13 protein-coding genes and 5 pseudogenes are annotated in these 26,085 nt (G+C 55.1%); 11 read left to right on the top strand and 7 right to left on the bottom strand.

Annotation, left to right across the window (positions count from 1 at the left end):
* Positions 1-86 precede the first annotated feature (86 nt).
* The gene (locus ACQ86O_RS22690) at positions 87-3,554 is read right to left on the bottom strand and encodes a DNA translocase FtsK 4TM domain-containing protein (protein WP_431222962.1); all 3,468 of its coding nucleotides are present in this window, start codon (positions 3,552-3,554) and stop codon (positions 87-89) included.
* A gap of 120 nt (positions 3,555-3,674) precedes the next feature.
* Positions 3,675-4,169: a leucine-responsive transcriptional regulator Lrp gene (lrp, locus tag ACQ86O_RS22695; protein ID WP_004928318.1), complete on the bottom strand. Its 495-nt coding sequence runs from the start codon at positions 4,167-4,169 to the stop codon at positions 3,675-3,677.
* Between the two features lie 713 nt (positions 4,170-4,882).
* Here lrp and trxB point away from each other — a divergent pair.
* The 5 genes and pseudogenes from trxB to infA all read left to right on the top strand — a co-directional run bounded on the left by trxB (position 4,883) and on the right by infA (position 10,686).
* Entirely contained in the window at positions 4,883-5,845 is a 963-nt protein-coding gene (gene trxB, locus ACQ86O_RS22700; protein ID WP_431222963.1) for a thioredoxin-disulfide reductase, read from the top strand.
* A 196-nt stretch (positions 5,846-6,041) separates the two neighbouring features.
* The gene (gene cydD / locus ACQ86O_RS22705; RefSeq protein WP_431222964.1) at positions 6,042-7,808 is read left to right on the top strand and encodes a heme ABC transporter permease/ATP-binding protein CydD; all 1,767 of its coding nucleotides are present in this window, start codon (positions 6,042-6,044) and stop codon (positions 7,806-7,808) included.
* Between the two features lie 2 nt (positions 7,809-7,810).
* Positions 7,811-9,558: pseudogene (gene cydC / locus ACQ86O_RS22710) on the top strand (heme ABC transporter ATP-binding protein/permease CydC).
* A gap of 77 nt (positions 9,559-9,635) precedes the next feature.
* Entirely contained in the window at positions 9,636-10,361 is a 726-nt protein-coding gene (aat, locus tag ACQ86O_RS22715; protein WP_431222965.1) for a leucyl/phenylalanyl-tRNA--protein transferase, read from the top strand.
* Positions 10,362-10,467: 106 nt separating this feature from the next.
* Positions 10,468-10,686 carry a translation initiation factor IF-1 gene (infA, locus tag ACQ86O_RS22720; protein WP_002211347.1) on the top strand — a complete coding sequence of 73 codons (219 nt, stop codon included), beginning with the start codon at positions 10,468-10,470 and terminating at the stop codon, positions 10,684-10,686.
* 203 nt (positions 10,687-10,889) lie between these two features.
* On the opposite strand, the pseudogene clpA reads toward infA, so the two are convergent.
* A pseudogene (gene clpA / locus ACQ86O_RS22725) lies at positions 10,890-13,168 on the bottom strand (ATP-dependent Clp protease ATP-binding subunit ClpA).
* A gap of 26 nt (positions 13,169-13,194) precedes the next feature.
* Positions 13,195-13,515: an ATP-dependent Clp protease adapter ClpS gene (gene clpS, locus ACQ86O_RS22730; protein ID WP_004928347.1), complete on the bottom strand. Its 321-nt coding sequence runs from the start codon at positions 13,513-13,515 to the stop codon at positions 13,195-13,197.
* Positions 13,516-13,847: 332 nt separating this feature from the next.
* Between clpS and cspD the strand changes: the two genes are divergently transcribed.
* On the top strand, positions 13,848-14,069 hold the full coding sequence (gene cspD / locus ACQ86O_RS22735) for a cold shock-like protein CspD (protein WP_021804952.1): 222 nt from the start codon (positions 13,848-13,850) through the stop codon (positions 14,067-14,069).
* Between the two features lie 68 nt (positions 14,070-14,137).
* Here the strand turns inward: cspD and macB are convergent.
* Positions 14,138-16,083: pseudogene (macB, locus tag ACQ86O_RS22740) on the bottom strand (macrolide ABC transporter ATP-binding protein/permease MacB).
* A complete protein-coding gene (macA, locus tag ACQ86O_RS22745; RefSeq protein WP_431222966.1) occupies positions 16,083-17,198 on the bottom strand; it encodes a macrolide transporter subunit MacA in 1,116 nt (371 codons plus the stop codon). The pseudogene macB and the gene macA overlap by 1 nt, the downstream one beginning before the upstream one ends.
* A gap of 196 nt (positions 17,199-17,394) precedes the next feature.
* On the opposite strand from macA, the pseudogene ACQ86O_RS22750 reads away from it, so the two are divergent.
* Positions 17,395-18,353, top strand: a pseudogene (locus tag ACQ86O_RS22750) (VirK/YbjX family protein).
* Here ACQ86O_RS22750 and ACQ86O_RS22755 read toward each other — a convergent pair.
* Positions 18,350-20,008, bottom strand: coding sequence for an ATP-dependent endonuclease (locus tag ACQ86O_RS22755; protein ID WP_431222967.1), 1,659 nt, complete (start codon positions 20,006-20,008; stop codon positions 18,350-18,352). The pseudogene ACQ86O_RS22750 and the gene ACQ86O_RS22755 overlap by 4 nt on opposite strands.
* Before the next feature lie 331 nt (positions 20,009-20,339).
* Here ACQ86O_RS22755 and ACQ86O_RS22760 point away from each other — a divergent pair.
* From ACQ86O_RS22760 to poxB, 4 genes and pseudogenes are all read left to right on the top strand, one after another.
* Positions 20,340-21,235, top strand: a pseudogene (locus ACQ86O_RS22760) (lysine exporter LysO family protein).
* A 181-nt stretch (positions 21,236-21,416) separates the two neighbouring features.
* The gene (hcp, locus tag ACQ86O_RS22765) at positions 21,417-23,066 is read left to right on the top strand and encodes a hydroxylamine reductase (protein WP_431222968.1); all 1,650 of its coding nucleotides are present in this window, start codon (positions 21,417-21,419) and stop codon (positions 23,064-23,066) included.
* 55 nt (positions 23,067-23,121) lie between these two features.
* Complete coding sequence (gene hcr, locus ACQ86O_RS22770; RefSeq protein WP_431222969.1) at positions 23,122-24,126, top strand: NADH oxidoreductase; 1,005 nt, start codon at positions 23,122-23,124, stop codon at positions 24,124-24,126.
* A gap of 137 nt (positions 24,127-24,263) precedes the next feature.
* A complete protein-coding gene (gene poxB, locus ACQ86O_RS22775; protein ID WP_431222970.1) occupies positions 24,264-25,985 on the top strand; it encodes a ubiquinone-dependent pyruvate dehydrogenase in 1,722 nt (573 codons plus the stop codon).
* Positions 25,986-26,085 lie beyond the last annotated feature (100 nt).

Below are 26,085 nucleotides of genomic sequence, written 5' to 3' on the forward strand. Positions count from 1 at the left end.
CAGCCGCCCCGTGTGGGACGAAACCCACAGATGGGTTTCGTAATAGCAGGTAACAACGCCAGCTTGAAAAACGACGGGTAGGGCAATTAATCATGGCGCGGCGGAGCTAATACTTCACGGTTACCATTATGCCCCTGTTCGCTGACAATGCCCTGCGCTTCCATCTGTTCAATGATTCGCGCAGCACGGTTGTAACCGATTCGGAACTGACGCTGTACGCCGGAAATCGAGGCGCGGCGTTTATCCACCACAAACTCTACCGCCTGATCGAACAGCGGATCCAGCTCTTCGTCACCGTCCATTCCGCCGCCGGCACCGCCTTCACCTTCTTCGCCAGCGCTGAGAATACCCTCTTTATATTGAGGCCGTTCACGCGCTTTCCAATCTTTGACTACCGCATGAACCTCCTGATCGCGGACAAAAGCACCGTGCACGCGCACCGGGATCGATGAGTTTGGTGCCAGATACAACATGTCCCCCATCCCGAGCAAGGATTCCGCTCCGCTCTGATCGAGAATGGTACGGGAATCTATCTTGCTGGACACGGTAAAGGCGATACGCGTCGGAATATTGGCCTTGATCAGGCCGGTAATGACGTCCACCGACGGGCGCTGGGTTGCCAGCACCAGGTGAATACCCGCAGCACGCGCTTTCTGTGCCAGGCGGGCGATCAGCTCTTCAACCTTTTTGCCCACCGTCATGATCAGGTCGGCGAACTCATCGACCATTACCACGATGTAGGGTTCTTTTTCCAACACCGGCGGCGTGATATCCATGCTGTCGCTTGGCTTCCAGAATGGGTCCGGGATTGGGCGCCCCATAGCTTCAGCCTGGTCGACACGCTCGTTATAACCGGCCAGGTTACGCACCCCAAGCGCAGACATCAGCTTATAGCGGCGTTCCATCTCGGCGACACACCAGCGCAGCGCGTTGGCAGCATCTTTCATATCGGTAACTACGTCGGTCAGCAGATGTGGAATACCTTCGTAAACCGACAGCTCCAGCATTTTCGGGTCGATCATGATAAAGCGCACTTCTTTCGGCGTCGCCTTATACAAAATACTCAGGATCATGGCGTTGACCCCGACCGACTTACCCGACCCCGTCGTACCCGCCACCAGCAGATGCGGCATTTTACCCAGATCGGCAACCACAGGTTGGCCCGAAATATCTTTACCAAGCACGATCGCCAGCGGCGAAGTATTATCGCGGAAGGCCGGGCAATCCAGCACTTCACGCAGATATACCGTTTGGCGTTTGGCATTCGGCAATTCCAGGCCGACGTAAGGCTTGCCCGGAATAACTTCAACCACACGCACTGCCGAGGTTGACAGTGAGCGCGCCAAATCGCGCGAAAGGTTGGAAATACGTGCAGCCTTGACGCCTGGAGCCAAATCCAGCTCGAAACGGGTAATTACCGGCCCAGGCAGAATATCGACCACGTCCGCTTTTACGCGGTAATCCGCCAGGCTTGCTTCCACCAACCTTGCTTTCTGCTCCAGCGCAAAGGTATCAACCGGCTCAACCTCTTTCGGCGCTTCTGTCAGCAGATCCAGCGTCGGCAGCGGTGTCGTCGGTTTCTGCAATGGCAAATCATTACGCATCAGGAACGGGTGGATCAGGCTATCCATCGCCGGTGCAGCCGGTGGCTGCTGAGGCGGTGACTGATAACTCTGCGGCGGGTAAGCCTGCGCCGGTGGAGTCTGCGGACGCGGAGCCTGATAAGCAGGCGTTTCAGGTTCAAACTGGCCGAAAGGCACGTCGTCTTCCTGCTCGCTTTCCAGCTCAATACGCTCCTCAAGCTGTGGTGACAGGGTGAACAACGGCTCGCTGGGGCCATCATCTACCAGATCCGCCATCGGCGAGAAGCTATAGGCATTATGGATATCAACCGGGCGAGAAACCGGAACCGGTTCAGGCTGCGTGACCTCTTCGCCATAGCGAGCCTGTTGCTGCTGGGCAAATGCCTGGCCAAGTGCGGCCTGATGCAAGGCATCCTCATCCACCTGATCCTGTTGGTACGCTTCGCCATAACGTTGGCTTTGCTGTTGAGCAAACGCCTGGCGCAGTGCGGCTTCCTGCAAGGCTTCATCATCCTGCGGGTTACTGGCCTGTTCTGTCGGCTGCTCCCCCAGATTACGCTGTTCCTGCTCCGCAATGCGTTGCGAAGGCAACTTGATGCCGTAAGAAGCCAGCTCACGCCGAGTAGGGATACGTACCGGGTTTGGCCGCGGCAGTTCAGGGCCAATACCTTGCTTGATTTGTGAACTCGCATCACTGGTCGCCGTGAAAGCAGGCATAAAGGTGTTATTCACCGCGCCCGTTGCCACGGTGGCAGCTGGCGTTGGTTTAATCACCCCAAAAGCAGGAGCAGCATCGCTGGCGCTAAAACCAGTTGAACCACTGATATCATCGCTATCCCGCTGTGAGGCAGAGAAATCAAACGGTGATGACTCCGGTTTCGGCGTATCCGGGGTTTGCCAGTTGCCCATACGCGGTTCGTGTTCTTCGCGCAAGGTGTCTGCTGGGCGGATCGTCCTGGGTACCGGTGTCTCTTCAGGGATTTCAAACGAATACAACGGTGGCGTATCTGATTCTGGTGCTTGGCTCAACGGATGCTGATTGACAGAAGCTGGCACCACCGGTGCCGCAGTTACCGCTGCCTGTGGTACAGAAACCTTTGGCATCACCGGAATATCAGTAAGGGCAGGCTCTATAACCGCGTCATCATCGCCGGCACGCAAGCCGCTCAGTAAGGGATCTGCCGCCTCTTGCGCCGCTTCTCTAGCCGTTTCGGTCACCGAAGGTGCGGAGAACAGGACATCATCATCAGCTATTGCTGTGGCAGGCATGGCTGCAACGGCACCTTTGATGTTTGTTTCAGGCTCGTCTTCAAGCAAGATGTCATCATCATCATCGTGATAACGATCCTCGCGGCGCGACCGATTGGTCATAAAGGTGGCGGCACCAAGCACAACACCACCAATTTTCTCGGCAATCACCAGCCACGACCAGCCGGTGAACAAGGTTAAGCCCACCGCCCAGACGCAAAGCAGCGCCAAAGTCGCGCCAATGCCGTTGAACCACGGCAGCATGGCACTGCCCAACAGGCTGCCGATCACGCCACCGGAAGCGAAATAATAGAGATCGTCGATGTTCAGCGCCGCCAGGCCACAAGAAGTGAGCACCAGCGCCAGAGTACCAATCAGGCGCAAAGAGAGCGCAAAATAATCGATATGATCACTGTTTTCGTGTTGGCGGTAACCCACCCAGCACAAAATCAGCATGATAGGAGGTATCGCGTAGGCGAGCACCCCAAAGATGAAGAACAGCGTGTCGGCCAACCATGCGCCAACGCCACCGCCCAGATTATGAATAGGTTCATGCCACGCCGTTTGCGACCAACTGGGATCAGAAGGATTGAAACTGACCAACGCAGCCATAAGGTAAACGGCAAAAATGGATACCACGATCAACAAAGCCTCGAGCAAACGACGCCCACTGCTTAGTTTTTTCAAGGTAACTTCTTTATCTTCTGTGTATTCCTGGCTCAAGAAAGGCACTCCAGGTTCCTGTTAGCTGACACAGTAACAGCGCCGAGAAGTTTCCTCGGCGCCAAAACTGTATGAATAAACAGGAGTGTAACGAATTTAATCAGGTTTTGCACCTGCACCTTACCGTGTTTTGATAACCAGACGGTTACTCTGTTTCACTTCTTCCATTACCACGTAAGTTCGGGTGTCATTAACCCCCGGTAAACGCAGCAGAGTTTCACCCAGTAACTTACGGTAAGCCGACATATCTGGCACACGGGTTTTCAACAGATAGTCGAAATCACCGGAAACCAGATGACACTCCTGAATCTCTTCAAGTTTCTGTACGGCTGAGTTGAACTGCTCAAACACGTCCGGCGCACCACGGTTCAACGTGATTTCCACGAAGACCAGCAGGGAAGCATCCAGATAGTGCGGGTTGAGCAATGCGGTATAACCATGGATAAAGCCCTGACGCTCAAGACGGCGCACACGCTCTAAACATGGGGTTGGGGATAAACCCACGCGCTTTGAAAGCTCGACGTTCGAGATTCGCCCATCCTTTTGCAGCTCGTTAAGAATGTTGCGATCGATACGGTCAAGATCTTTACCCGGGCGTTTTTTATTGTCTGCCATTATTATTGTCTCTCTTATGTTCTTCCCTGCACTTGCCACACCCTAGCCAACATCAATGTGCAAGGGCTTGTTCCAAGCGAAGACCCGATGCCTGTGTTAAGCGGCCCATTCCCTTTAATAGGGAACATGTTGCGTGATACCAACCGCCATAGTGCTTTTTCATTACTACCATCTTCCGCCATTGCCCAGCCTGTCTATCAACCCTGGGCAACGAATTCAAATGATGCTGGTTCAGAAATCAACGACCCGCCATCAGGCAAAATGCGTTCTTACTTTCGCAACGATGCCCTATTCTGCTTCGCTGTTGTAAATTCCTACAATTTGCTACTTGTACGGGGATAATTTCTTCTTCCTATGATGTTTTCGCAAATGCGCAGCGGATTGTCAAAGTAAAAGAACTAAAATCAGTAGAACGTGCCGCCAGAAAAACTTGGCACCTGATTTTTAGTTAGGAATCCCACCCATAAAAAGCCCACCGGTTACCGACATAAACCGGCCAGAAACAGGGTTTTTCCCTCTTTCCCGCACAAAAAACTCACACTCACCCACGCCCTGAAAATCCGACATTCGGCCTGGTCCCTGCTCATCAAGCCATCGTTAATTGGCCATTGCTATCGGACAAATCGTTAACAACATTGCCAGGAGCTTTTTTACTGTCGCATTTTCCCTACAATCGACAACATTGTCCGCCATTGTGGGAAAAGAGGTTATTCATGGGCACGGCTAAACACAGTAAATTATTGATTCTGGGCTCTGGCCCGGCTGGTTATACCGCAGCAGTCTACGCAGCACGCGCCAACCTGAACCCGGTGCTGATCACCGGCATGGAGCAAGGCGGCCAGTTGACCACCACTACCGAAGTAGAGAACTGGCCTGGGGATGCTGAAGGTTTGACCGGCCCGGCATTGATGGAGCGCATGCGTGAGCACGCGGAAAAGTTCGACACCGAAATCGTTTTTGACCATATCAACAACGTCGACCTGCAGAACCGTCCTTTCCGCCTGTTTGGCGATAGCGGCGAATACACCTGCGATGCCCTGATTATCGCCACCGGCGCATCGGCCCGTTATTTAGGCCTGCCTTCTGAAGAAGCATTCAAAGGCAAAGGGGTTTCTGCCTGCGCCACCTGTGATGGTTTCTTCTACCGTAACCAGAAAGTCGCCGTAGTCGGCGGGGGTAACACCGCAGTAGAAGAAGCGCTGTATCTGTCTAACATCGCTTCTGAAGTACACCTTATCCACCGTCGCGACAGCTTCCGCTCTGAAAAAATCCTCATCAATCGTCTGATGGATAAAGTGCAGAACGGTAACATCGTGCTGCATACCGACAGCACGCTGGATGAAGTGTTAGGCGATCAGATGGGCGTTACCGGTGTGCGTCTGCGTAGCACCAAGGTTGAAGATAAAACTGAAGAACTGGACGTTGCCGGAACCTTTATCGCTATCGGCCATAGCCCGAATACCTCCATCTTCGGCGGCCAGCTTGAGCTGGAAAACGGCTATATCAAAGTGCAGTCCGGTATTCACGGCAACGCGACACAAACCAGTATCCCTGGCGTGTTTGCCGCAGGTGACGTAATGGATCATATCTATCGCCAGGCGATCACCTCGGCAGGCACCGGCTGTATGGCTGCATTGGATGCCGAGCGTTATCTCGACGGTCTTGCCAAATCCTGAGTGCTATAACCCGATACTGACTAAAATCATACCAAGGCGGCTTCAGGCCGCCTTATTTATCCCCTTTGGATTTCAAGTTGCCGCCAGTGCAGGTAACATTAACGTTCATGTGTCTTGCTTCTGGCCAAGACAAATACTTTTTTAACAGTACGTTAACCTGCCTGTTGCAACAGGCATTGGCGACGCAGACTTCCTGATGAAAAAAACCAGACAGCACCAGTTAACCCGTTGGCTCAAGACACAGAGTACGTTAGCGCAACCTTGGCTGCGTATTTCCATGCTGTTAGGTCTGGCAAGCGGCATTTTAATTGTCGCCCAGGCCTGGCTATTGGCTTCCTTGCTCCATGCCCTGATTATTGAGCATCAACCCAGAGGTGAACTTGTCTCATCCTTTTTCTGGCTGGCGGCCACCTTTGCCCTGCGGGCACTCCTGAGCTGGCTGCGTGAGCGGATCGGCTTCATTTGTGGGCAAGTCATACGCCAGCGCATGCGGGCGCAGGTATTGGATAAACTGCAACAGCTCGGTCCGGCCTGGATCCAGGGGAAACCGGCTGGCAGTTGGGCCAGCATCATTGTCGAACAGATTGAAGACATGCAGGACTACTATTCACGTTATCTGCCGCAAATGTATCTGGCCGTTTTCATCCCGGTGCTGATCCTGATCACCGTCTTCCCGATTAACTGGGCCGCCGGGTTTATCCTGTTGGCTACCGCCCCGCTGATCCCATTATTTATGGCACTGGTCGGCATGGGCGCAGCGGATGCCAACCGGCGTAACTTTGTTGCATTAGCCCGCCTGAGCGGCAACTTCCTCGATCGCCTGCGTGGTCTGGATACGCTGCGTCTGTTTAATCGTGGGCAGGCAGAAACCGACCAGATTGCCAAATCCTCAGAGGATTTCCGCCAGCGCACCATGGAAGTCTTGCGCCTGGCCTTCCTTTCCTCTGCGGTGCTGGAGTTTTTCGCGTCTATTTCTATTGCCGTTGTGGCGGTCTATTTTGGCTTCTCTTACCTCGGGGAGCTGGATTTTGGCAGTTACGGTACCGCCGTCACGCTGTTTGCCGGTTTTCTGGTGCTGATCCTGGCCCCGGAGTTTTTCCAGCCATTACGCGATCTGGGGGCTTTCTACCATGCCAAAGCGCAGGCCGTGGGCGCGGCTGAAGCGCTGGAAACCTTCCTGGCAGCCGAGGGGGAACAGGTAGGAAACGGCACTGAGGTGCTAAATAGCGAAACGCCTTTGGCGTTGCAGGCTCGAGGCCTGGAAATCCTCTCACCCAATGGCGTATTGCTGGCCGGGCCGCTTGATTTTACCTTGTCTGCCAATCAGCGCATTGCGCTGGTCGGGCTCAGCGGTGCCGGTAAGAGTTCACTGCTGAACCTGTTGCTTGGTTTCCTGCCCTATCGCGGCTCGTTGCAGGTAAACGGCACAGAATTGCGCGAGCTGGCTGCAGGAAGCTGGCGTCAACAACTGGGATGGGTTGGGCAAAATCCACACCTGCCAGCACAAACCTTGCGGGAAAATATTCTGCTCGGCTACCCGCAGGCCAGCGAGGCACAACTGCAACAGGCCGTGGAACAGGCCCACGTCAGTGAATTCCTGCCGCACTTGCCAAAGGGGTTGGAAACCGATCTGGGCGACGGAGCCGCACGCCTTTCTGTCGGGCAAGCACAGCGCGTGGCCGTGGCGCGCGCACTACTGAGCCCACGCCATTTGCTGCTGCTGGATGAACCGGCGGCAAGCCTGGATGCGCACAGTGAGCGCCTGGTGATGCAGGCACTGAATACCGCCTCTCACCAACAGACCACCGTGTTGGTCACACACCAGTTGGAAGATACTGAAGACTATGACCAGATTTGGGTGATGGACAGCGGGAAAATCGTTCAGCAAGGCAATTATGCCACGCTCAGCGCCCAACCTGGCCTATTTGCCAATCTGCTGGCACACCGCAGCGGGGAGCTTTAATCATGCGCGTTTTGCTGCCATTCCTGGCGTTATATCGCCGCCACACTTTCCTGATTTTGCTGGGTATTGTTCTGGCGATCGTTACCCTGCTGGCCAGTATCGGCTTGCTGGCCCTCTCCGGTTGGTTCCTGGCCGCCTCGTCGTTAGCCGGGCTGGTGGGGTTAACGACTTTTAACTATATGCTCCCAGCCGCCGGTGTGCGTGGCGCAGCCATTTTCCGTACTGCCGGGCGCTATGCCGAACGTGTCGTCAGCCACGACGCCACCTTCCGCGTGTTGTCACATCTGCGGGTATTTACCTTTAAAAAATCCTGCCGCTTTCGCCCGGCGGTATGGCCCGTTTTCGTCAGGCTGAGCTGCTGAATCGGTTGGTGGCCGATGTCGATACGCTCGATCATCTCTATCTGCGCGTTATTTCTCCGATGGTCAGCGCGGCGGTAGTGATTGCAGTAGTAACCTTCGGCCTAAGCTGGCTGGATGGCCCGCTGGCGTTAACTCTGGGCGGCATTTTACTGCTATTGCTGCTGTTGGTTCCCCCGGTCTTTTATCGTGCCGGTAAGCCGATTGGAGAGCAACTGACCCTGCTGCGCAGCCAGTACCGCACCGGGCTGACCGCCTGGCTGCAAGGCCAGGCGGAATTGGTGGTGTTTGGCGCGCTGGACGGTTTTCGTCAACAACTCAACGCCACCGAGCAGCGCTGGCAACGCCGCCAATGGCAGCAGGCTTCTCTGGGTGGCATTGCGCAGGCATTGATGATCCTGGCCAGTGGCCTCTCCGTGACATTGTTGCTGTGGCTTGCCGCCGCGGGAGTGGGCGGTGATACCCAGCCGGGCGCACTGATTGCTCTGTTTGCTTTTGCCACGCTGGCCGCTTTTGAGGCCATGATGCCGGTGGCCGGGGCGTTCCAGCACCTGGGCCAGGTAATCGCCTCGGCGACCAGGGTCAAGCAGATCATCGATCAACAGCCAGCGGTGACCTTCCCTGCCAGTGGTCCTGCCACACAACCAGGGGCCGCGCTACAACTGAGCGACGTCACGTTCACCTACCCCGATCAGCCGCTGCCGGTGTTGAACAAGGTGACGCTGGACATCGTTGCCGGTGAGCATATCGCCCTGCTTGGCCGTACCGGTTGTGGTAAATCGACTCTGCTACAACTGCTGACGCGTGCCTGGGATCCAGATAGCGGCAACATTCAGCTCAACGGCCAGCCGCTGAGTGCTTATGACGAGTCAACGCTGCGTGCCATGACCACCATGGTCAGCCAGCGGGTGCATATCTTCAGCAGTACGCTGCGTGAAAACCTGCGAATCGCCGCCCCCAAGGCTTCCGACGAGGAGCTGAAGCAGGTTCTGCAGCAGGTGGGTTTGGATAAACTGCTGGAAAACGAAGGGTTGAATGCCTGGCTTGGCGAAGGTGGCCGCCAGCTTTCCGGCGGTGAACAGCGGCGTTTGGGCCTTGCTCGCGCCTTGCTGCATCAGGCGCCATTGCTGCTGCTTGATGAGCCTACCGAAGGGCTGGATGCGGAAACCGAGCAACAGATCCTGTCCCTGCTCCGCCAGCACTGCCGCGGCAAGACGTTGATTCTGGTGACTCATCGCCTGTATGGACTGGAGCATTTCGATCGTATCTGCGTCATGGACGGTGGCAATATCGTGGAACAGGGAAACCATACCGAGCTGATGCAGTTGCATGGCCGCTATGCCCACTTCCGCCAGCGCATCAGCCATTTCTCCCCGAAGTCATTGGCATGACAGACAATAGCGCTGCAATGCCAAATAACCAGGGGATATCGCTATAAAAGGGCCTGTAGACTCCGCCAAGAGGTTTTATGCGCATTGTTAAGCTGTCACCGCAATCCATTGCCTTTCCTTCACCAGAGGGCGCTCTGCGCGATCCTAACGGCCTCCTGGCCATTGGGGGTGACCTGACGCCCCCTCGCCTGCTGGCCGCTTACCAACGCGGTATCTTCCCCTGGTATTCGCCGGGGGAGGCTATCCTGTGGTGGTCACCGGACCCAAGGGCGGTGCTGTTCCCCAACGAGTTTCATATCAGCCGCAGTCTTAAACGCTTCCTGCGCAGCAATCCGTTTCATATCACCCTGAATCATGACTTTGCCGCCGTGATTGCCGCCTGTGCGCATCGCCCCGACGAAGGCACCTGGATCAGTCAGGACGTGCAACTGGCCTATCTGCAACTGCACCGCCAGGGATACGCGCATTCCGTGGAGGTCTGGCTGGGTGATGAGTTGGTCGGCGGTATATACGGTGTAGCGCAGGGCGCGCTGTTTTGTGGTGAGTCGATGTTTAGCCGTACGACCAATGCGTCGAAATGCGCTCTGGTGGCGTTTTACCGCCATTTTACCGCTTATGGCGGGGAATTGGTTGACTGTCAGGTGCTTAACGCTCACACTGCCCGGCTTGGAGCGAGGGAGATCCCCCGCCGCCAATTTTTGCAGTTGCTGAGCAATCTACAGCGCAAGGCGTTAGCGCCGGGATGCTGGCAGCCGCAAGTCATACCCCCACAGCAGGATGAACCACCCTCCTCAACGAACTAATTTTGTGGAAGCGGTGCATAGTTCACCGACACTCCTTTACATAATGTGGGTTTTTCGGCATTATCTTGCCGGTTAAAAACTAAGGTAGTTACACCTAGAGGATTCGATGGCCAAAGAAGACAATATTGAAATGCAGGGCACCGTTCTTGATACGCTGCCAAACACCATGTTCCGCGTTGAATTGGAAAACGGGCACGTGGTAACCGCTCATATCTCCGGTAAAATGCGTAAAAACTATATCCGCATCCTGACGGGCGACAAAGTCACTGTTGAGCTGACCCCGTACGACCTGAGCAAAGGCCGCATTGTCTTCCGTAGCCGTTAATCGGCTCACCCGCCGCCTGCCATTGGCGGCACCGAGGATGTGATCCCTCACAGAGCCCTTTCCGTTTACCGCCGCAGCAACGTTCAACATCGAGTTGTCTTGGCGCAGGTAAACCGAGAGGGCTCACTCATTTCTGACACACCTGAAATTGATGCATAAAAAAGCGATGCCGAAGCATCGCTTTTCCGCTATCTGGCTACCGCTTAGTGCACGGCACCTTCATCCGCTTTACGCTTCTGCGCACTGAGGAAGTGATAAGTCAGTTGCTTGCTGTCTTTATCCAGCTCGACTTTCACCGAGCCGCCATCAACCAGGGAACCAAACAGCAGTTCGTTGGCCAACGGTTTCTTCAGGCTTTCCTGCATGACCCGCGCCATTGGACGAGCGCCCATCGCACGGTCATAGCCTTTTACAGACAGCCAATCTCGCGCTTCATCGCTCACTTCCAGCGACACGCCTTTCGCATCCAGCTGCGCCTGCAGCTCGACGATAAACTTGTCGACCACCTGCTGGATCACGCTAGGAGACAGATGGTTGAACCAGATCACGTTGTCCAGACGGTTACGGAATTCTGGCGTAAACACTTTCTTGATCTCTTCCATCGCATCAATGCTGTTGTCCTGCTCGATCAGGCCGATCGATTTACGCTCGGTTTCACGAACACCGGCGTTGGTGGTCATCACCAGGATAACGTTACGGAAATCTGCCTTACGGCCGTTGTTGTCGGTCAGGGTCCCATTGTCCATCACCTGCAATAGCAGGTTGAAAACATCCGGGTGCGCCTTCTCGATTTCATCGAGCAACACCACTGCATGTGGATGCTTGATCACCGCATCGGTCAGCAGCCCCCCTGATCGTAGCCAACATAGCCCGGAGGCGCGCCAATCAGGCGGCTGACGGTGTGACGTTCCATATACTCGGACATATCAAACCGCAGCAGCTCGATATCCAGCGCCTTCGCCAGCTGTACCGTCACCTCGGTTTTCCCGACCCCGGTTGGCCCGGCGAACAGGAAAGAACCGACAGGTTTGCGGTCTTGGCCCAGGCCAGCGCGGCTCATCTTGATCGCTTCTGTCAGGGCTTCGATCGCCGGATCCTGGCCGAACACCAGCATTTTCAGACGATCGCTCAGGCTTCTCAGCACATCGCGATCGCTGGCAGAGACGGTTTTTTCCGGGATGCGCGCAATGCGTGCCACCACCGATTCGATATCTGCCACATTAACGGTTTTCTTACGCTTGTTCACCGGCATCAACCGGCTACGGGCGCCTGCCTCGTCAATCACGTCGATCGCCTTGTCCGGCAGATGACGATCGTTGATGTATTTAACCGAAAGCTCAACCGCGGCGCGGATCGCTTTGGCGGTGTAACGTACATCGTGGTGCGCTTCGTATTTGGTTTTCAGACCGTTGATGATCTGGATTGTCTCTTCCGGCGTCGGTTCCGTAATGTCTATTTTCTGGAAGCGCCGCGCCAGGGCACGATCTTTTTCAAAGATATTGCTGAATTCCTGATAGGTGGTAGAGCCGATCACCCGGATTTTACCGCTCGACAGCAAGGGTTTAATCAGATTGGCGGCATCCACTTGCCCACCGGAAGCCGCACCGGCACCGATAATGGTGTGAATTTCGTCTATGAACAGGATGCTGTTTTTATCCTGCTCAAGTTGTTTGAGCAATGCCTTGAAGCGCTTCTCGAAGTCACCACGGTATTTGGTGCCAGCCAGCAATGAACCGATATCCAGCGAGTAAAGCGTGCAATCTGCCATCACTTCCGGCACATCACCCTGCACAATCCTCCAGGCCAGCCCTTCGGCAATGGCGGTTTTACCGACGCCAGATTCCCCCACCAGCAGCGGGTTGTTTTTACGGCGGCGGCACAGCACCTGGATGGTACGCTCCAGTTCCCGATCACGGCCAATCAACGGATCGATACCGCCTACACGGGCCAGTTGATTGAGGTTGGTGGTGAAGTTCTCCATACGGTCTTCCCCTCCAGACTGCTCTTCGTTTACCGGGTTTTCCGCATTCGGCGCCTGGCCCGGCTCGTCTTTACGTGTACCATGAGAAATGAAATTCACCACGTCCAGACGGCTGACGTCGTGTTTGCGCAGCAGATAGGCTGCCTGTGACTCCTGTTCGCTGAAGATTGCCACCAACACATTGGCGCCGCTAACTTCGCTACGGCCAGAAGATTGCACGTGGAATACCGCGCGCTGTAGCACACGCTGGAAGCTGAGCGTCGGCTGTGTGTCGCGCTCTTCTTCGCTGGTGGGCAGCGTAGGCGTGGTTTGTTCAATGAAGGCTTCCAGTTCCTGACGTAATGCCGCCAGATCCACCGTACAAGCCTCAAGCGCTTCTCGCGCGGCAGGGTTGCTGAGTAATGCCAGCAACAGGTGCTCCACGGTCATAAACTCATGTCTGTGCTCACGCGCTCTGGCGAAAGCCATGTTGAGACTGAGTTCCAGTTCTTGATTGAGCATAGGCACCTCCCCAATAGATTGCCTTTTCAGGCTTTTTCCAGCGTACAGAGCAACGGATGCTCATTCTCCCTTGCGTAACGGTTCACATGGACCACCTTGGTTTCCGCCACCTCGGCGGTGAAAACACCACAGATCGCCTTGCCTTGATAGTGGACCGTGAGCATCAGTTGCGTTGCACGTTCAATATCATAAGAAAAGAACTTTTGCAGAACGTCAATCACAAATTCCATCGGTGTGTAATCGTCGTTGTTAAGTATAACTTTATACATTGACGGCGGTTTTACCGCATCGATTTGTTTTTCTTCGGCTAAGTGTTCAAAATTTAGCCAATCGTTGTTATTACCCATCGCTGCTCATCTTCTCTGCCATGTCCCTATATGGGGACAAGTTCGGGTTATTCAAAGTGAAGGATCGATATTATTTTATCATCTTCAGGGTTAACGTGCCGCAGCGCAGATCGAATAATAGCGTCCCTGGTTTGTTACCAGACAATGTCAATAGCGTTAACTGCTTCAAACTTTAGTGAACTGCTGCGCACGGTCATTGGCCGATCCCTTGACGTGTTGATCATTTGCTCTAGAGTGTAATTTCGTGAGTTGCTGGTCTTTTGACCACCTTCACTCACCAGAATCAGTTATTCATCTCATTCTAAAAATTGCGTTGCGAGGGATGTAGAAGCATGGAGACGGGTACTGTTAAATGGTTCAATAATGCCAAAGGGTTCGGTTTTATCTGCCCCGAAGGCGGCGGCGAAGACATTTTCGCCCACTATTCGACAATCAAAATGGATGGCTACAGAACCTTGAAAGCGGGCCAACAGGTCAGGTTCGACGTACATCAAGGGCCTAAAGGGAATCATGCAAGTCTTATTATGCCGCTGGAAAGCGAGGCAATGGCCTAGACTCCCCTGGAAAGCCACTCTGTACAGCCGAATTAAAATGCCAGCCGCAGTACGACTGGCATTTTATTTTACTCTCGCGCCAACGCATCGATCGGGTTCAGCCGCGCAGCGCTACGTGCAGGCAGATAACCGAACACCACGCCAATCCCGGTGGAACACAGGAACGCGCTCAGCAAAGCGGCAGGCGGGAAGCTGATCTGCCAGCCCGGCAACACCAACTGCACCACCAGACCAATAACGAACGACAGCGTGATCCCCAAAGCTCCCCCACCAGGCAAACCAGCACCGCCTCGATCAGGAACTGTTGCAACACATCGCCAGAACGCGCCCCCACCGCCATGCGAATGCCGATTTCACGGGTCCTTTCAGTCACCGAGACCAGCATGATATTCATCACGCCGATTCCCCCGACGACCAGCGAGATCACCGCCACCAGGGTCAGGAACAGTTGCAGGGTGCGAGTGGTTTTCTCTGCCGTTTGCACCAGACTGTCCATGTTGTAGGTGAAGAAGTCTTTCTTGCCATGGCGCAGGGTCAGCAAACGGGTTAATTGCTGTTCCGCCTCCTGGCTGCTGTAACCATCGCGGATACGCACGGTGATCGAGTCAAAATAGTCGTTACCCATCAGCCGGTTGGCCATAGTGGTGTAAGGCACCCAGATGCTCAGCGTCTTGCTGCTGCCGAACATCGACTGCTTTTGCTGCGCCACGCCCACCACCGTTGCTGGCATATTGCCAACCAGGATCACCTCACCCACCACGTTTTTCTGGTACGGGAACAACCGGCGTTGTGTGTTGGCGTCGATCACCACCACCTGAGCCTGGGATTGCACCTGCATGGCATCAATGCCAGCGCCCTGGGAAAAGGCCATGCCATAAACCCGGAAGTACTGCTCACTGACGCCCGAAACGTTGGCCGCCACATCGATATTGCCAAAACGCACACGCATGCTGCTGCTGATATTGGGCGAAAGCGCGCTGACGTAGGGTTGCTCACGCAGCGCGCTCAGATCGTCATATTTCAGTGCCTGACGGAACGCCGGATCGTCATCACCAAAATCCTTGCCGGGATAAACATCCACGGTGTTGGTTCCGATGGATTTGATATCGGCCAGAACCCTCTGTTTGGCCGCATCGCCAATCACCAGGATTGATACCACCGAGGCGATACCAATAATAATCCCCAGCATGGTGAGCGCCGTGCGCATCTTATTGGCCGCCATGGCCCGCCAGGCCATCACCAGAGCTTCACGGAAACGACCAGCCATCTGCTGCCAGGACGGTGCCGGGCTGGACAACTCCAACGTTTTCGCCTTGGGGTCACCCTGAGTTTGAGGGCGGGAATCGGCAATAATCTCTCCATCACGAATTTCGATAATCCGCTCCGCCTGCCGCGCCACCGCCGGGTCGTGCGTGACGATAATCACGGTATGCCCCTGCGCGCGCAACTGTTTAAGGATCGCCATCACCTCTTCACCGGAATGGCTATCGAGCGCGCCGGTCGGTTCATCAGCCAGGATCACCTGCCCGCCGTTCATCAGCGCCCGCGCAATACTGACGCGCTGCTGCTGCCCACCGGAAAGCTGGCTTGGCCGGTAGGCTATCCGCTCCCCCAGGCCGAGGCGTTGTAACAATGCCGTAGCCCTTTCACGCCGGGCCGCCTTGCTCAAACCTGCATAAACAGCAGGGACCTCAACGTTATGCGCCGCACTAAGATGCGGCAGCAGATGGTAACGCTGGAAAATAAATCCGAAGTGCTCACGCCGCAGTTGGGCCAAGGCATCGCTATTGAGCGTTGCCACATCCTGCCCGGCTACGCGGTAAGTCCCGGCGCTGGGTTTGTCCAGGCAGCCGAGAATATTCATCAGCGTGGATTTACCGGAGCCGGAAGCCCCCATGATCGCCACCATCTCACCGGCATCAATACGCAGACTGACGTCTTTCAAGACGTCCAGGGTCTGATCGCCGGAGAGGTAGCTACGCCAGATACCATTCAGTTCCAACAGTGCCGTCATCAGCTGGCCTCCGCGCCACCACGGCTGACAATCACTTCGTCCCCTGCCTCCAGCCCGCTGACGATCTGCACATCGACGTTATTACGAATGCCAATCGTCACTTCCCGTTTCTCTTCCTTACCTTGTTTCAATAGCGAAACCTGGTAACGGTTATCGGCAATCTGCTCACCTAATGCAGCCAGCGGGATCACCAACGCATCGCTGACGCCAGAAAGCTGGATATGTACCTGAGCGGTCATTTGCAGACGCAGCAAGCCCTGCGGGTTTGGCACTTCAAAACGCGCATAATAGAAAATGGCGTTATTGACCTTCTCTGGCGTTGGCTGAATGTCTTTCAGCACGCCATCAAAGCGTTTGCTCGGATCTCCCAACACAGTAAACCAGGCTTTCAGACCCGGTTTAAGGTGGATCACGTCCGCCTCAGAAACCTGAGCCTTCACCAGCATGGTGCTCATATCCGCCAGCGTCAGAATGTTTGGTGCCTGCTGCGCGGCGATCACTGTCTGGCCTTGCAGAGTGGTGATTTGCACCACGTCACCGTCCATCGGCGCTTCAATACGGGTATAGGCCAGATTGATCTTGGCAGTGTCCAGGCTGGCCTGGTTCTTGGTGATCTGCGCCTTGGTGGTCTCAACCTGTGCCTTTTTTACTGCCAGTTCTGTGATGTACTTATCCAGATCCTGGCGCGACACCGCCTGCACCTTGGCCAATTCACGATTACGCTGCAAAGTTACCGCAGCCAATTGCAGTTCTGCCTGCGCCTGTTGTAACTGAGCATGTAATTCCTGCAGCGTGGCTTCCCCTTCACGAATGCTGTTTTGCGCCTGTTGCGGATCGATTATCCCCAGCAACTGGCCTTTCTTGACTCTATCGCCAATCTCGACGTTCAGGCTCTCCAGTTGGCCGCTGACCTGCGCCCCTACGTCAACCTTCCGCACCGCGTCCAACTGGCCCGTTGCCAGGACATTCTGCTGCAAATCGCGCTTCGTCACCTTGATGGTTTTAAAATCTACCGGGGCCGGATGGCTAAAATGCCAATAGGCTACAATAGCGATCACGGCCACCACCGCGCCTGCTAACAACCAACGCTTTTTACGTCTGATTAACCACGTCAATGTTTATTCCTACCTATTCGATCAATACCGAGCAGCCAACGGTGGCCGCCGAATTAAACTATCACTTAGAGTTATCAATAACTAAACCTAAGCTCAACATGCCGCGAGCTCCAGTTTTTTGGAATAGCATATTGACCTCTGGTTTAGCCAAGCCTTGATGAAATGGTGCGATTCAACACAAGATCAGGATTTCATCATGTCTCAGCTCAGCTATCCACTCGAATCTGTCAAACCAGCCAGCAGTTGGCAATTGATGGCCGCACTGATCGGTGGCGACAAGATCCCCAGCAAAGCCTGGAAAAAAACCTCATTCCGCCTTAAGTTTCTCAGCCGCTCGCTGCTCTGTTGGCCCACCACCAGTGGCCTGCTCAACACGCTGGCCAACAACCCTCTGCTGGATGAAATTTTAACCGCGCAGCCGAACCTGCCGTGCAAACTGCATCGCCCCTATCTGGCCGCCAATATGAAACGCATCGAAGGCCTGTTTGCCCTGCGCGATCATTACGATCTGATCGCCCAGCGTATGCCAAAGAAAATGTGTCTCGGCCATCTTGGCCGCCAGCCTTTACCCTGAGTTATGCCCAGGATAAAAACGGCGAGCAAATCTGCCTGCAATTGGCCGCTCTCGACAATCTGAACAAAGAAGGCGAAACCACCCTGCTGCTGCGCAACGCCAAAGGTATCATGCTGGCAGAGATTACCTTCACGTTAATGAACTATCACCAGCAACCAACGCTGTTTATTGGTGGGCTGCAGGGAGCTAATCGCGAAGTTCCGCACGCGGAGATCCAGCATGCGACCAAAGCCTGTCACGGCCTGTTCCCAAAGCGTCTGGTCCTGGAGGGGATTGTCTCTCTGGCACAGCAACTGGGGATCCGCCAACTGCTCGCGGTAGGCAATAGCACCCACATTTATCAGAACTGGCGCTATCACCACAAAAAGAAAGCTCTGCTGCATGCCGATTACGATCAGTTTTGGCTTTCTATGGGCGGCAGACCGCTCGAAAACGGTTATTTCCTGCTGCCAGAACGCCTTGCCCGTAAACCCATGGAGGAGATAGCCAGCAAAAAGCGCGCGGAATATCGCCGCCGTTATCAACTGCTGGACGAGTTGCAACAGCAGGTTGCCGCGCACTTCCCAAGGCAGGCGGCTTAATCTGCCCGGCCCCGCGCCAACCAAATCACGCGCGAGAACATTTTCTTCAATTGTGGTGGCACAGAATCCGTGCCCCATTCCCCGGCCTGCATCGCCACTTCAATCGCCAGATCGGGTTTTGAAGAGCGATGCACCGCCTTGATGATCACTTTGCGCACTGGCATCTGCACCTTTGGCGGAATGGCTGCCACCCGGTGATAGACCGAGCTGAACCCCTCGCGGTACATAAAATGTTCCATATCCAGCGCTGGCAGCGCAGTCAGCCGATCGCGCTCGTTATCGTCGTGGTTGTCCAGCATGCTGCGGACGGTATTGGCATATTTCTTTCCGGCCTCATCACCGTCGACCAAGGCATGCCATTCAATCCCCATACGCCGGGCAAATTTAAGCAAAGGCCTCAGCCCGCATTGGGCGAACTCGATAACCCGTACTCCTTCCGCCTCAAAATGGTAGCCACATTGGCGCGCCAGTTCGTTCAGCAGCCAAACCTCGGTTTCCCCTTCCACCAACAGCCAGCAACGGGCAAACAGTGACGCAGGGCGGTTAAAGCGGATATGAAAGGCAATCCGCCGACCATCTTCCGGGGTCAAACCTCTCGGCCCGAGGCGATAAGTCGCCACACGCGCAGACTCACGCACCAGACGGCAGATATGCTCTACCGGCACCAGCGACACCAGTTCGCTGGAATTGGTGGTGGTGATGCGCTGCAACGGCATCTGGTTGAGCAAGCTCCAGGCGACGGACAGCATGATTGGATGCAAGCGTGTTTCAGGGTCTTCCACCAATAATAATGGCCGGGCATGGGGATCAAGCTTCACATTGCCCTTGGCCTGCAGCAGCGTGGAAAACATGCCCAGCAGGATCAGACGCATGCTTCGGCTGCTGGGCTCGGCAATCATGCGGTTAATGCTGTCCAGCGATCGCCATGCCTGCTGTTCCGGCGGCTGGCGGTGGCGGCGTGGGCCAGCAACCTGCGAACCCTGTTCGGCAAAATAGTGCTCCAGCAACTGTTGCATCGCCGCCAACCCCTGGCGCAATTCGGTATTGGTCAGCTTTTGCGGGTTACGCACCAGTTCACGCGTCAGTTGATCCAGTTGCTGCGCCAGTGCCTGGTTATCTGCCGGGAGATTATCGTTAAGGGAGCTTGGGCGCAGACGGCGGATAAAGCGTGCATCACGCAGGCGCAGCACCGGATGAATACGGATCAGGGCGTGAACCAGTTGGTCGATATGATGCAGATGCAAAGCATTGCCATGGGCATCAAGAAAACGCCGCCAGGTGCAGACCGTGCCATCATCGGCCAGTTCACCTTCGCAACAATAATGAATGCGCCCCAGGTTATCCTCCCCTTTCGACCAGAGCGGGGAAAGATGGCGATATCTGGGCAGATGGGCATGGCCGAGGTCTTTTTCGCAGAAGGTAAAAATGATCTGCAAATGGCGCTCTTTGGCCGCTTCATCCCCTGGCGGGTAGTGGAAATCCCGGGCCTCAAAGCGGTAGAGTTTCTGCTCTGGCGCCAACAGAAAGGTCATGGCATCCAGCAGGCTGGACTTACCCCAGGCATTCTCACCAAGCAATACGGTGTTGTCATCCAGCATCAGTGAAAGCCGGTTTATGCCACGGAATCCTACAATCTCGACGCGCTCTAAGAACATCTGCCGGCTCCTGTGCTTTTCCCTAATAGGTAAATATAGACTCTTTGGATTTCAGGCTGGCCGCTCCAGCACATCCCTGCACAGCACAGCCAGGCGACAAGAGCGTTAATCCCCGGGGCTGACTTAACCAAGTCGCTGGGTTAATGCCCGCAGATAACCATGCTGCGGCTTGAAAGACGCTGGGTCTATTGAGGATGGTCAAAAAACCCCTTACAGGTCAAGCAACATTAGCCACTATCAACCACTTTACTCCGCCGCGCATTTTAGATAGCGTGTTTGGTTCGTCGGGCCCCGGCGAGCTCCCACCCAGATTAAGGACACGCGTTTTATTATGTATTCAGGTCTGCTGATTATTCTGTTACCGCTGATCGCCGGTTATCTCGTCCCTTTACGCAGCAAATCCCTGATTCAGACCATTAACCGTCTGCTGAGCTGGATGGTGTACGTCATTTTGTTCTTTATGGGTATCAGCCTGGCATTTCTGGAGGATCTGAATAGCAATCTGGTGCTGATCTTTCAATACACTGCGGTGTTCTTCCTGTGTATTTTCTTCGCCAATATCCTGTTGCTCCATCTGTTGGAGCGCCGCTCGCCCTGGCGCAATAGCCACAAGCAGGAAAAACTGCCTTCGCGCCTGCATATGGCATTGGAGTCGTTGAAGCTCTGCGGTGTCGTTCTGGGTGGATTCGTACTTGGGCTGACGCAATGGCCGTGGTTGCAATTTGCCAATCAAGGTAGCGAGTATGCCCTGATATTCCTGTTACTGCTGGTGGGGATCCAACTGCGTAACAGCGGCATGACGCTACGCCAGATCGCACTTAACCGCCGTGGCATGATGGTGGCCGCGGTGGTAACGGTCAGTTCCCTGGCCGGGGGTTATTGGCTGCACAACTGCTTGGTTTACCGCTGAAGAGCGGTTTGGCGATGGCATCAGGCTTTGGCTGGTATTCGCTTTCCGGTATTCTGATCACCGACGCTTACGGCCCGGTCATGGGCAGCGCCGCCTTCTTTAACGATCTGGCGCGTGAGTTGGTGGCCATTATGCTGATCCCGACGTTGGTACGCCGCAGCCGCTCATCCGCTCTGGGCTTATGTGGGGCAACCTCAATGGACTTCACGCTGCCGGTGCTGCAACGTAGCGGTGGATTGGAAATGGTGCCCCCGGCGATCGTACATGGATTTCTGCTAAGCCTGCTGGCTCCGGTTTTGATAGCCCTGTTTTCCTGATTTAGGGTTGGCGCGGTTCACCGCGCCTCAATCGCAAAATCGTAATAATTCCCATCCGCGCACTAATTTGTTTTAAATCAATATTTGTTAAAGTTGTATAACAAAGTCCTTTTTCAGGTTGCACTGACGATCTATGCTCTTAAACAAGCATTAAAAATGCAACTTTAAAAAGGAAGCGATTATGTTCTGTGTGCAATGTGAGCAAACCATCCGGACACCAGCAGGCAATGGCTGCTCTTACTCTCAAGGGATGTGTGGTAAAACAGCGGAAACTTCAGACCTGCAAGACCTGCTGGTAGCCGCTCTGCAAGGGCTCTCTGCCTGGGCTTTGCAGGCACGCGCACTGGGGATTGTCGATCATGATATCGACAGTTTCTCGCCTCGTGCCTTCTTCTCGACTCTGACCAACGTCAACTTCGATTCCGATCGCATTATCGGTTACGCACGCGACACCATTTCGCTGCGCGACTCCCTGGCCGCGCGTTGCCGCCTGCTTGACGCCAGCGTCCAGGTTGATCACCCGATGGCTTCGCTGCAATTGGCCGGTGACGATATGCCGACGCTGCTGCAACAGGCGGCGCAATTCGCACTTAATAGCGATAAAGCCGACGTGGGCGACGATATTCACGGCCTGCGCCTGCTATGCCTGTATGGACTGAAAGGTGCTGCTGCCTATATGGAACACGCCCATGTATTGGGGCAGTCCGACAACCAGATCTATGCCGATTATCACGCCTATATGGCCTGGCTCGGTACCCAACCGCGCGATGTTGATACCTTGCTGAACAACGCTATGGGGATCGGTAAAATGAACTTCAACGTGATGGCTATTCTGGATCACGGTGAAACCCAGGCTTATGGCGATCCGCAGCCTACCTCGGTCAACGTCCGTCCGGTAGCGGGCAAAGCTATCCTGATTTCCGGCCATGATCTGAAAGACCTGCGCATGCTGCTGGAGCAAACCGAAGGCACCGGCGTCAACGTCTACACCCATGGTGAGATGTTACCGGCTCATGGCTATCCAGAACTGAAAAAGTTCTCCCATCTGGTGGGTAACTACGGCAGCGGTTGGCAGAATCAACAAACCGAGTTCGCCAAATTCCCTGGCCCGATTGTGATGACCTCCAACTGCATCATCGATCCAAACGTGGGTAATTACGGCGATCGCATATGGACGCGCAGCATCGTTGGCTGGCCTGGCGTAAAACATCTGGAAGGGGATGACTTCAGCGCCATTATCGGCCAGGCACAGCAGCTTGCCGGCTTCCCATACAATGAGATTGAACACCTGATCACCGTCGGTTTTGGTCGCCAGGTGTTGTTGAGCGCCGCCGATACGGTGGTCGATCTGGTCGTGCAGAAAAAACTGCGCCATGTCTTCCTGGTAGGCGGCTGCGACGGTAGTCGTGATGATCGCAGCTACTTCACTGACTTTGCCCGCAACATTCCACAAGATTGCCTGATCATGACGCTGGGCTGCGGTAAATATCGTTTCAACAAGCTGGACTTCGGTACGCTGGAAGGTCTGCCACGCCTGCTGGACGTCGGCCAATGTAACGATGCTTATTCTGCCGTTATGCTGGCAGTGAAATTGGCCGAGAAAGTCGGTGGCACGGTGAACGATCTACCGCTCAGTCTGGTGCTTTCCTGGTTCGAACAGAAAGCGATCGTCATTCTGCTGACGCTGCTGTCGCTAGGGGTGAAAAATATCGTTACCGGCCCAACCGCGCCAGCTTTCCTGACCGATAACCTGATGGCGATCCTGAACGAAAAATTCGGAATGCGCCCAATCACTACCGTTGAGCAAGATCTGCAAACCCTTCTCGGCTAAGGCCGTTTATCCGGGGCTGCCTATACGGCAGCCCCGTCTGTTTTTGAGGTGCACGATGACCCAACCCAGCCCGCTTTGCCCCAACCAGATGCAGGTGCATTCCGTGCAGCAGGAAACCGCCGATGTCTGGACGCTGAACCTGATCAATAATGATTTTTACCCTTACCAACCCGGTCAGTTTGCACTGATCAGCATCCGCGACAGTGAAGATACACTGCGCGCCTATACCCTCTCCTCTTCACCCGGTTTAAGCCGTTTTATCAGCATCAGCGTCCGCTGTTTGCCGGAGGGTGCCGGCTCCCGTTGGCTGACGCAAGAGGTCAAACCCGGCAGCTCGCTGTGGCTGTCAGATGCCCAGGGTGAATTCAGTTGTGTTCAACACCCCAGCGATCGCTATCTGATGCTGGCAGCCGGTTGTGGCGTCACTCCGGTGATGTCGATGTGCCGCTGGCTGGTGGCCAACCGCCCGCAGTGTGATATCCGGGTGATCTTTAACGTGCGTACCCCGGCGGATGTGATTTTTGCCGCTGAATGGCACAGCCTGACGGCCCAACATCCACAGTTGCAACTGACGCTGATGGCCGAACAAGATGTGCAGCCCGGCTTCCTGCCAGGCCGTATCAGTGAGCAGGTGTTGCTGCAGGCTGCACCGGATATTGCTTCACGCACCGTGATGACCTGTGGCCCTGCGCCATACATGCAACAGGTGGAGCAGCTTAGCCTGCAACTCGGGGTACCCGCCGCTCAATTCCATAAAGAGCAGTTCCATATCTCGGCAGAGCTGAACGATGAGCAAGGCGACCAATTGACACTGCGTATCGGCCAGCCGCTGCGCGAATTCCGCGTGCCCGTTGGCAGCACGCTGCTGGCCGCTTTGGAATCCCATAAGCTACCGGTTAATGCGGCCTGCCGCGCCGGTGTCTGCGGCTCTTGTAAAACACGCATTGTCGCAGGCAAATACACCACCACCAGCACCATGACGCTTAGTGCGGCAGAAATCGAACAGGGTTATGTCCTGGCCTGTAGCTGCCAACTTCAGGGTGATGTCACCCTCGCCTGATCTGAAGCGATATCCCTTTGCCCCATCATCGCGATGGGGCACTTATCGGTAAGCGTATCTCCCTATGCCCTTCTACACTTTACTGTTTGCCTTTCATCAGGTTTAACCCCTCATTCTGGATAATGACTGGAGGAAACATGAAGCAAACAGTAGCCACGCTGATCGCCAAAACCCTGGAGCAAGCGGGTGTAAAACGGATCTGGGGCGTCACCGGCGATTCGCTGAACGGCCTGAGCGACAGCCTGCACCGCATGGGAACCATCGCCTGGCTGGGGACCCGTCACGAAGAAGTCGCCGCCTTCGCCGCCGGTGCCGAAGCGCAACTCACCGGCCAACTGGCGGTCTGTGCTGGTTCCTGTGGCCCCGGCAACCTGCATCTGATCAATGGCCTATTCGATTGCCACCGCAATCACGTACCTGTACTGGCCATCGCTGCCCATATTCCCTCCAGCGAGATCGGCAGCGGCTATTTCCAGGAGACCCACCCGCAGGAGTTGTTTCGCGAATGCAGCCACTACTGCGAACTGGTTTCCAACCCAGAGCAGTTGCCGCGAGTACTTGAGATTGCCATGCGCAAAGCGATCCTCAACCGTGGCGTTTCCGTTATTGTGTTGCCGGGCGACGTTGCCCTGCAACTGGCACCGGAAGATGCCAGCATGGTATGGCATACTCCAGCACTGCCGCTGATACAGCCGCCGATGAGTGAACTGCAAAAACTGGCAGACACGCTGAACAGCGCAAAAAACATCACCCTGATGTGCGGCAGCGGTTGTGCCGGCGCCCATGATGAAGTGGTTAAACTGGCCGAACTGTTACAGGCACCGGTGGTGCATGCCCTGCGCGGCAAAGAACATATCGAATGGGATAATCCCTACAGCGTAGGGATGACCGGCCTGATCGGTTTCTCCTCTGGCTATCACGCCATGATGAATGCGGATACGCTGGTGCTGCTCGGCACCCAGTTCCCTTACCGGGCGTTTTATCCTGCCAATGCCAATATCATCCAGATTGATATCAATCCTGGCAGCATCGGGGCCCACTGCCCGGTTAATATGGCGCTGATGGGCGATATCAAAACTACACTCACCGCCTTACTGCCGCAGTTGGAAGCCAAAAGTGACCACAAGTTTCTGGATAAGGCGCTGGAGCATTACCGCACCGCACGCCAGGACCTCGACGGGTTGGCCACCGCCAACGACGATCGGCCAATCCATCCGCAATATCTGGCACAGCAAATCAGCCACTACGCCACGGATGACGCTATCTTCACCTGTGATGTCGGCACGCCGACAGTCTGGGCAGCCCGCTATCTGAAAATGAACGGCAAACGCCGCCTGCTCGGTTCGTTCAACCACGGATCAATGGCCAACGCCATGCCGCAGGCCATTGGCGCACAAGCCACTGAACCCGATAAACAGGTGATTTCAATGTGTGGTGACGGCGGTTTTACCATGCTGATGGGGGATTTTTTGTCGCTGGCCCAATTGAAATTACCGGTCAAAGTGGTGGTGTTCAATAATAGCGTGTTGGGCTTTGTCGCGATGGAGATGAAAGCTGGCGGCTACCTCACCGACGGTACCGATCTGCACAATCCGGATTTTGCAGCCATTGCCAATGCGGCCGGGATTAAAGGATTTCGCGTGGAAAAAGCCTCGGATCTGGACGGTGCATTACAAGAAATGCTGGCACATCCCGGCCCGGCATTGCTCGACGTGGTAACCGCCAAACAAGAGCTGGCCATGCCGCCGCAGATCAAACTCGATCAGGCCAAAGGATTTAGTCTGTATATGTTGCGCGCAATCATCAATGGCCGAGGGGACGAAGTGGTAGAACTGGCGAAAACCAACTGGTTACGCTGATCCCCGCCAGGGTGAAATGAAGATCGTTTCACCCTGCAATTTTCGCTTTTTCAAAACAGCAATCCGGTTATGATGAAACTATCTTCCTCATCGGCAACTC

Origin of the sequence: Serratia sp. L9 (genome assembly GCF_050632285.1) — a bacterium.
Lineage (GTDB): Bacteria > Pseudomonadota > Gammaproteobacteria > Enterobacterales > Enterobacteriaceae > Chania.

Coding starts and splice junctions, on each gene's coding strand:
- cydD (WP_431222964.1), top strand. CDS start 6,042: ATGAAAAAAACCAGACAGCACCAGTTAACCCGTTGGCTCAAGACACAG.
- cspD (WP_021804952.1), top strand. CDS start 13,848: ATGGAGACGGGTACTGTTAAATGGTTCAATAATGCCAAAGGGTTCGGT.
- poxB (WP_431222970.1), top strand. CDS start 24,264: ATGAAGCAAACAGTAGCCACGCTGATCGCCAAAACCCTGGAGCAAGCG.
- hcr (WP_431222969.1), top strand. CDS start 23,122: ATGACCCAACCCAGCCCGCTTTGCCCCAACCAGATGCAGGTGCATTCC.
- ACQ86O_RS22755 (WP_431222967.1), bottom strand. CDS start 20,008: ATGTTCTTAGAGCGCGTCGAGATTGTAGGATTCCGTGGCATAAACCGG.
- lrp (WP_004928318.1), bottom strand. CDS start 4,169: ATGGCAGACAATAAAAAACGCCCGGGTAAAGATCTTGACCGTATCGAT.
- infA (WP_002211347.1), top strand. CDS start 10,468: ATGGCCAAAGAAGACAATATTGAAATGCAGGGCACCGTTCTTGATACG.
- clpS (WP_004928347.1), bottom strand. CDS start 13,515: ATGGGTAATAACAACGATTGGCTAAATTTTGAACACTTAGCCGAAGAA.
- trxB (WP_431222963.1), top strand. CDS start 4,883: ATGGGCACGGCTAAACACAGTAAATTATTGATTCTGGGCTCTGGCCCG.
- aat (WP_431222965.1), top strand. CDS start 9,636: ATGCGCATTGTTAAGCTGTCACCGCAATCCATTGCCTTTCCTTCACCA.
- hcp (WP_431222968.1), top strand. CDS start 21,417: ATGTTCTGTGTGCAATGTGAGCAAACCATCCGGACACCAGCAGGCAAT.